Source organism: Vibrio sp. 10N.286.49.E11 (genome assembly GCF_041469505.1).
GTDB classification, from domain to species: Bacteria; Pseudomonadota; Gammaproteobacteria; order Enterobacterales; family Vibrionaceae; genus Vibrio; species Vibrio crassostreae_C.
Genome location: NZ_JBFRKQ010000127.1, coordinates 1 through 6,464 on the forward strand (window position 1 = coordinate 1; position 6,464 = coordinate 6,464).

Below are 6,464 nucleotides of genomic sequence, written 5' to 3' on the forward strand. Positions count from 1 at the left end.
CGCTAATCCGCGATGAACCTCTTTAAACTCATACTGAGCAGACTGAGTCGGCAAGTATTTTTAGGTTCTCTGTTCGTTAACAATGAAAGCTAAGCAATAAAAAAGCCGAGACATCAATGGTGTCTCGGCTTTTTACGTTTAAATGTCGTTGTTGATTAATCACTTCCGAAGGAAATCAATCACCAGCGAACATGTAACCTTCACCGTGAACCGTCACAAAAATTTGTGGGTTCTTAGGATCAAACTCCATTTTTGCACGCATACGACGAATCAATACGTCGATAGTACGGTCATTAGGCGCGTCCACTCGGTGGCTAATCATATTCAAAATACGTTCGCGGCTTAATACTTGGTTAGGGTAAGAAGACAATGCCACTAGCAGTTCGTATTCTGCTTTGGTCAATTTCACCGGTTCGCCGTTTTTGCTTAACGCACGACGAGGGATATCAAATGTCCACTCACCAAAACGAACCACAGACTCATCTGATATTTCTTCGACTGCGCCCGCTGCTGTTTTACGAGCAGCAGAAATACGCCAAAGTAGGTTTTTAACTCGAACTAATAACTCGCGAAGTTCGAAGGGTTTAGTAACGTAATCGTCAGCGCCCATTTCAAGGCCAACGATTTTGTCGATGCTATCCGTGCGTCCAGTAACTAAAATAATTCCAATGTCTGATTGACTGCGTAATTCGCGAGTTAGCATCAATCCATCTTCGCCTGGTAAGTTGATGTCCAGCATAATGAGGTCAACGTTGTTTTCTTCTAACACGTTTCTCATTTGAGCGCCGCTTTCTGCTTCGCTCACTGTGTAACCCTCGTTCTGGAAGTATCCAACCAGTTTACTGCGGGTTACCACATCATCTTCTACGACTAATACGTGATAGCTCATCTACACCACTTTTCTTATTTAATAGTTTCAGTGACTATTCTATTCATAACTAGTAACAATTCTAGTGGTACAGAAGATAAAAGCCAGAAACATGGATTTTTTTTGATACAAGACAATCTTAAACCTTGCTATTTATCGTCCATCGCAATTCAATATAGGCATTACTACTAACGAGTAACTTTGCGTTTCGCAAATAACCTTGTTATTCAGCCTTGGTGTGCTTATGCCCAAGTGACTTCAAGATGCATATAAGCAACATCACAAGACTAAGTCAGGATCTAACAAATGAAAGATACGAAAGCGTTCAACGAGCAAAGAGCAGAAATATACTGGTGGCTATCAAGCTTATTTGCCAAAGAGCTCACTCAAGAAGAACTCGATCACTACCACTCTGTTGAAATTCGTTCTTTCCTAACTGGTTTAGGCGAAAATGAGACACTAAAGCCAGCGATTGATAAGTTAGTGGATGCGCTGAACCGCCTACAAACTCGTGAAGATGCTCAGCTAGAACTGTCTGCAGACTTTTGCGATCTTTTCTTAAAGACAGATAAGCACGGCGCTCTTCCTTACGCTTCAATGTATATCGGCGAAACTGGCCTTTTGAATGATAAGCCAGCAAAAGATATGGAAGAGATCATGGTTAAGCACAACTTAGTTGTGAACCAAGATCTAAAAGAGCCAGCAGACCACATTGCTATCGAACTCGATTTCCTTGGTAACTTGATCATTCGTTCAAACGAAACGAATATTGAAGAAGAACTAGAGAATTCATTTGCCGCTCAACAGCAGTTTATCGAACAACAACTGCTGACTTGGTTACCAAAGTTCAACGTGAAATGTCATGACGTTGATGAATTCGGTTTCTACGCCTCCGTCTCATCGTTGCTACTCGCATTCTGTCAATTAGACACTCAATATTTAGCTGGTGAATAGCTTATTGGATGACTCGTTAAATAAATTCAGAAGAATGTGACAATTCACCCGGATTTCCGGGGGAATTTTATTGCGAGTAATTTCTAGTCAGTCTAAAATTGTGACCGCAAACGATAAAATATGAAACATTCACGAAATGCTATGCTTATTATAGTTTTGAGCATTTCGGTGTTAAGACAAGCCGCTCAATAGCGGTTTTTTGTTTTTTAGCACTTTTAGTACCCAAAGAGCCCTACAAATTTAAGCTCTTAGTTAGGTAGCTTAACGGCTACTTTATTCCGTACTTTGGGAAAGTAGCTTCTAATAGGATAAAACCATGGCCACTATAAAAGATGTCGCTCGCTTAGCCGGCGTATCAACAACAACCGTTTCTCACGTAATCAATAAAACTCGCTTTGTTGCAGAAGCAACGCAAGAAAAAGTAAACAAAGCCGTAGATGAACTGAACTATGCACCAAGTGCTGTTGCTCGTAGCTTGAAGTGTAATACAACACGCACCATCGGCATGCTAGTGACTCAATCAACTAATCTATTCTTCTCTGAAGTTATCGATGGTGTTGAGAGCTACTGCTACCGTCAAGGTTACACTTTGATCCTGTGTAATACGGGCGGTATCTATGAGAAGCAACGTGACTACATTCGAATGCTTGCAGAGAAACGTGTAGATGGCATCTTAGTTATGTGTTCTGACCTAACTGAAGAACTAAGAGAGATGTTAGACCGTCACGCTGACATCCCTAAAGTTATTATGGACTGGGGCCCAGAGAGTTCTCAAGCTGATAAGATCATCGATAACTCTGAAGAAGGTGGCTACCTAGCGACCAAATACCTTATTGAACGCGGTCACTCTAAGATTGCATGTTTAAGTGGCCACTTAGACAAAGCAGCATGTGTTGAACGTATTGCCGGTTACAAGCGCGCACTTAACGAAGCTAAAATTTCTGCCGATGACAATATGATCATCGAAGGCAACTTCGAGTGTGATACGGCTGTTCTTGCTGCAGAACAAATCGTTGAGATGGAAGATCGTCCAACGGCGGTATTCTGCTTTAACGACACAATGGCACTCGGCTTAATGAGCCGACTGCAAGAAAAAGGCATCCGCATTCCTGAAGATATCTCAGTGATCGGTTACGACAACATCGAACTCGCTGAATACTTCTCTCCGCCGTTAACGACAGTTCACCAACCAAAACGTCGTGTTGGTAAGAATGCATTCGAAATTCTATTGGAGCGCATCAAAGACAAAGACCACGAAAAACGCGTCTTCGAAATGCACCCTGAAATTGTTGAACGAAGTACAGTTAAGACGTTAAATTAATTGATAATTCGAGTTTAATTTCATCAAGCGCACCTTTAGGTGCGCTTTTTTTATCAGCAACCATAATGAACCCAGATGCACAACGGAAAGATCATTAATTGAAGCAGTATCACATTTTGAAATATCAAGTGTGAGCTTCATCCAACAAAAACTTTATTCTATTCAATCAGTCACGCACAGGGCAAACCACTCGAAAGAGTGAGACGCAAAGCTTCCGGCCTAAACCACTCGTTGGTATGGTAGCGGGGTTACCGATGGCAAAATGCAGTAACTACTAATAATTTAGTAATTTACGGCTTATTGACAATGTAATTGCAACATTTTGCTAATCTCTCGGACCTGCTTATTTGGTGGCGTAGTTCAAATACACCGAGATAAATAACATGGATAAACCGATACTAAAGGACTCGATGAAGTTATTTGAGTCCCTAGGAAAAATAAAATCACGCTCAATGTTTGGTGGCTTCGGTCTTTTTGCTGATGACACTATGTTTGCTCTGGTTGTAAATGACCAGTTGCACATACGCGCAGACAAAGGCACAACGAAACAATTCGAACAACAAGGGTTTCAACCGTACGTCTACAAAAAACGTGGTTTCCCTGTCGTTACTAAATATTTCGCTTTACCTGAAGGCCTCTGGCAAGACCAAGAGAAAATCTTGCAGCTTGCAACCACGTCTCTAGGTTTTGCTAAAGAAGAAAAAGCTGAGCAGTCTTCTGCTAAGCCGACCCGACTCAAAGATCTGCCTAATCTTCGACTCGCTACCGAGCGTATGTTGAAAAAGGCAGGGATCGATTCTGTAGAACGTTTATATGAATCTGGCTCTGTAAACGCATTTAACGCCATCAAAGAATCGCATGCGTCTTCTGTCAGTATTGAACTACTTTGGGCGCTAGAAGGCGCGATTAATGGTACACATTGGTCTGTTATACCGCAGCAGCGTCGCGAAGAGCTTATCAATCGCGTCAATTAACATTGTCAGTGCAATCTATATACATAACTAAGCCGCATTTACTGCGGCTTTTTTTATATCTGGTGAAAGTTAATCTATGCTTTGCCTGTCTATCTATACTATCGGTATGCATTGAAAATTTAGAGGAAGTATCAATGAGTAAGAAAATGATATTGGGTATTGTGTTGGTCGTAACCATCGTCTTGTTAGGCATCAATTTCGGCCAGTACTTAACGCTTGAAAATGCTAAGGCCCAACAAGCTGTGTTAAATGACTACATTGACAGCAACTTTATTGCGGCTGCCGCTATCTATTTTGTCGCGTATGTCATGATTACGGCTTTCTCCATTCCTGGTGCCGCTGTTGTAACCTTATTAGGGGCCGCGCTATTTGGCTTCTGGAACAGCTTGCTACTGGTATCTTTCGCAAGTGCGATCGGTGCGACCTTAGCTTTCTTAAGTAGCCGTTACCTGTTGCGTGACTGGATTCAAACCAAGTTTGGTGACAAATTGGCGACGATTAACAAGGGGGTTGAAAAAGACGGCGCATTTTACCTGTTTTCTCTGCGTCTGATTCCTGTATTCCCATTTTTCCTTATCAACCTATTGATGGGTCTAACACCGATGTCAGTGAGTCGTTACTACATTACGAGTCAAATCGGGATGTTACCGGGGACGGCGGTTTTCTTGAATGCTGGTACTCAGCTCGCAGAAATTGATTCACTTTCGGGCATCGTCTCCCCTTCAGTACTATTGTCATTTGCATTATTGGGGATATTCCCAATAGTGGCTAAATGGTTGATGGGTAAGTTTCGCTCAGCACCCGTAGCTGAATAATGTATATAGCAGAATAGTTTATAATATCTAAACAACACAGATAGCCGAATAAGGTTCTATTTCAATGAAAATCTTCAGTGCATCGAATCCGACAGAAGCTCATATCATCTGTGGATTGTTAGAAAGCGAGAATATTGCCTGTGAAGTCCGTGGTGAGGGGTTGTTCGGATTAAAGGGGGAAATCCCATTCACTGAAGAAACTGACCCTTACGTATGGTTATATGAGCCAGAATTGGCCAGTAAAGCTCGCATGCTCGTCAATGACTACCAAAAGCAGCAAGATTCGATCATCTATGAAGAGTGGCGTTGTGGTGAGTGTCATGAAGTCAACGAAGCGCAATTCGGCTCTTGCTGGCAGTGCGGTGCTGCCTCACCTGAATAGCAGGGTTTCAGTGACCTGATAGAACGATTCGGTCAGATACCTCCTCCAATTAAAAACGGGAAGCTAAAGTTAGCTTCCCGTTTTTATTTCAATTCGATTAACTCATCATCTTTGATTTCACGCCTAGAAAATCACTGAATTTGTTTTTGAATAAACGCAATCGAACGCTGATTAAACTCTTCAGGGTTTTCCACGTTACACACGTGTCCACAATTCGGGATTTCTACTAGCTCGCTCGATTCATGCGCTGCAACCATTTCTTTTACAGGCTTAATAAACATGTAGTCACGTTCACCCATCAAATAAAGAGTCGGTATTGGTAGCTCTCTATCTTTAAAATATTTCATCAAGGGGTTTACATCAGCTGTTAAGATAAACCAGCGTTTAAATTCTTTCTGGCACAGTTTTTTGGCTTCGCGGATAAAAAGGTGACGAGACTCTTTTTGGCTTTTTTGTGGCATCACAACATAAGCAAAAAGGCTGTATAACCACATGTAAGGAATGATGTGCTTGCTGAGGTTACCCAACTTGATTAACACTTGAGAGCGAGTGTTTAGCTTGGTGACAGCGCCACCCAGTACCATTGAACGTACACGGCCAGCCGCCAGTTCGGCAACGTTACGCACAATAATCGTGCCCAAAGACATGCCAACGAAATGTGCAGAACGGATCTTAAGATGGTCTAACACTTTAAGAATATCAAGCGTCACCGATTTGAACGTATAACGATTCGAAATCAGCCCTTTAAGTATATTGTCTGATTTACCGTGCCCTCTCAGATCAATGAGAAGTAAGTTGAAATGCTGTTTATACGCTTTGATCTGCTTGAACCAGATGGAGGAACTGCCTCCTGCGCCATGCACAAATACAACCCACTCATCGCTCGTAGGGTGAGTAAATGTTTTATGAAATAGTAAACTCTCAGACATACCTATCGCTTTAATTATTGGAATGGAGCTATGCCTCATCACGAGGCGATGACTAAGGATACCACGCTATTAAGAACTTTAAGTGATAATAGTGTCAAACCTATCATTAGTCATGTGAATACCTACCTCACCTTTTCTACCTGACTAAAATGAGTTTGCAAGCTTTGTCTTCGTAAACGTGATGTGCTCTGACCAGGAAACAAAAAGGTTCATCGCGGATT

At 42.0% G+C, this 6,464-nt stretch carries 7 protein-coding genes and 1 riboswitch; of the genes, 5 read left to right on the forward strand and 2 right to left on the reverse strand.

Annotated elements, in window-relative coordinates; all coding sequences use genetic code 11:
• Positions 1–175: 175 nt before the first annotated feature.
• The gene (torR, locus tag AB4167_RS21610) at positions 176–889 is read right to left on the reverse strand and encodes a two-component system response regulator TorR (protein WP_017062094.1); all 714 of its coding nucleotides are present in this window, start codon (positions 887–889) and stop codon (positions 176–178) included.
• A 285-nt stretch (positions 890–1,174) separates the two neighbouring features.
• Between torR and torD the strand changes: the two genes are divergently transcribed.
• From torD to AB4167_RS21635, 5 genes are all read left to right on the forward strand, one after another.
• Entirely contained in the window at positions 1,175–1,822 is a 648-nt protein-coding gene (gene torD, locus AB4167_RS21615) for a molecular chaperone TorD (RefSeq protein WP_372137005.1), read from the forward strand.
• Between the two features lie 316 nt (positions 1,823–2,138).
• The gene (gene purR, locus AB4167_RS21620; protein ID WP_017063507.1) at positions 2,139–3,143 is read left to right on the forward strand and encodes an HTH-type transcriptional repressor PurR; all 1,005 of its coding nucleotides are present in this window, start codon (positions 2,139–2,141) and stop codon (positions 3,141–3,143) included.
• 170 nt (positions 3,144–3,313) lie between these two features.
• Positions 3,314–3,399: riboswitch (cyclic di-GMP riboswitch) on the forward strand.
• A 127-nt stretch (positions 3,400–3,526) separates the two neighbouring features.
• Positions 3,527–4,117 carry a TfoX/Sxy family DNA transformation protein gene (locus AB4167_RS21625; RefSeq protein WP_019820997.1) on the forward strand — a complete coding sequence of 197 codons (591 nt, stop codon included), beginning with the start codon at positions 3,527–3,529 and terminating at the stop codon, positions 4,115–4,117.
• Positions 4,118–4,251: 134 nt separating this feature from the next.
• The gene (locus AB4167_RS21630) at positions 4,252–4,932 is read left to right on the forward strand and encodes a TVP38/TMEM64 family protein (protein WP_017072239.1); all 681 of its coding nucleotides are present in this window, start codon (positions 4,252–4,254) and stop codon (positions 4,930–4,932) included.
• A gap of 64 nt (positions 4,933–4,996) precedes the next feature.
• Positions 4,997–5,314, forward strand: a complete 318-nt coding sequence (locus AB4167_RS21635) for a DUF2007 domain-containing protein (protein ID WP_017062099.1) — start codon at positions 4,997–4,999, stop codon at positions 5,312–5,314.
• Positions 5,315–5,445: 131 nt separating this feature from the next.
• On the opposite strand, the gene AB4167_RS21640 is transcribed toward AB4167_RS21635, so the two are convergent.
• Positions 5,446–6,243 (reverse strand): alpha/beta fold hydrolase, encoded by a 798-nt coding sequence (locus tag AB4167_RS21640; protein WP_017062100.1) that lies wholly within the window; start codon positions 6,241–6,243, stop codon positions 5,446–5,448.
• Between the last annotated feature and the right edge of the window lie 221 nt (positions 6,244–6,464).

Excerpts from the sequence above, each read along its gene's own strand:
- torR (WP_017062094.1), bottom strand. The coding sequence starts at position 889 with ATGAGCTATCACGTATTAGTCGTAGAAGATGATGTGGTAACCCGCAGT.
- torD (WP_372137005.1), top strand. The coding sequence starts at position 1,175 with ATGAAAGATACGAAAGCGTTCAACGAGCAAAGAGCAGAAATATACTGG.
- purR (WP_017063507.1), top strand. The coding sequence starts at position 2,139 with ATGGCCACTATAAAAGATGTCGCTCGCTTAGCCGGCGTATCAACAACA.
- AB4167_RS21625 (WP_019820997.1), top strand. The coding sequence starts at position 3,527 with ATGGATAAACCGATACTAAAGGACTCGATGAAGTTATTTGAGTCCCTA.
- AB4167_RS21630 (WP_017072239.1), top strand. The coding sequence starts at position 4,252 with ATGAGTAAGAAAATGATATTGGGTATTGTGTTGGTCGTAACCATCGTC.
- AB4167_RS21635 (WP_017062099.1), top strand. The coding sequence starts at position 4,997 with ATGAAAATCTTCAGTGCATCGAATCCGACAGAAGCTCATATCATCTGT.
- AB4167_RS21640 (WP_017062100.1), bottom strand. The coding sequence starts at position 6,243 with ATGTCTGAGAGTTTACTATTTCATAAAACATTTACTCACCCTACGAGC.